General features: G+C 63.2%; 1 protein-coding gene and 1 pseudogene. Both read right to left on the bottom strand.

Translation table 11 applies throughout. The features are described 5' to 3' along the window. Nucleotides 1–314: Gfo/Idh/MocA family oxidoreductase (locus tag EN925_RS38730; protein WP_164894829.1), on the bottom strand; the 314-nt coding region annotated here is incomplete at its 3' end. Nucleotides 315–486: 172 nt separating this feature from the next. Beyond that, a pseudogene (locus tag EN925_RS41345) lies at nucleotides 487–598 on the bottom strand (transcriptional regulator); the annotation flags it as partial.

Raw genomic sequence — 598 nt, forward strand, 5'->3', positions numbered from 1 at the left:
GTCTTGAGGTCTTCGACCTCGCTGACAGTAGCGCCCGGCGGCTTCTCCAGGAAGACATGCTTCTTTGCCGTCAGCGCCGTCCGCGCCGCGTCGTAGCGGAATTGCGGCGGCATGCAGAGCGAGACGGCCTCGAGCTCGGCTACGGCGTCGAGCATGGCTTCGATGGTGGGGAAATTCGGGATGTCATCCACCTTGCCGTGACGGCTGGCGGCCGCGACGAGGCGATAGTCCTGGTCTTTCGCCAGGGCCGGCAGGTGCTGGTCGCGGACGATCTTGCCGACGCCGACGATGCCTATCTTGATGGGCTGGGACACGGCCGCTCCGTCTGTTTGATGATGGTGATGGCTTCTTATCAGAACACTTGCCTCGGGCAAGCCGAAGCCGAGCAGCCAAGCTCAGCCTTCCCTTAGCGGCAGCACATTTGTCGGCTGGGAAGGCCTCGGTCGCCGATTCGGTTCGGCAGTCGATTCGAAAGCTGGACCGGGGTCAGATCGGCACGTCGAAGGTAACGATCGACACTTCGCCTTCGAGCGCGCCCTGGAAGGCGGAAATATGCGGCTCTTCGTCGGGGATGCCGTCCATGTCGCCGATCTGACCC

It is taken from the genome of Mesorhizobium sp. M7A.F.Ca.US.006.04.2.1 (assembly GCF_004022915.1).
In the GTDB taxonomy this organism is placed as follows: Bacteria; Pseudomonadota; Alphaproteobacteria; order Rhizobiales; family Rhizobiaceae; genus Mesorhizobium; species Mesorhizobium ciceri.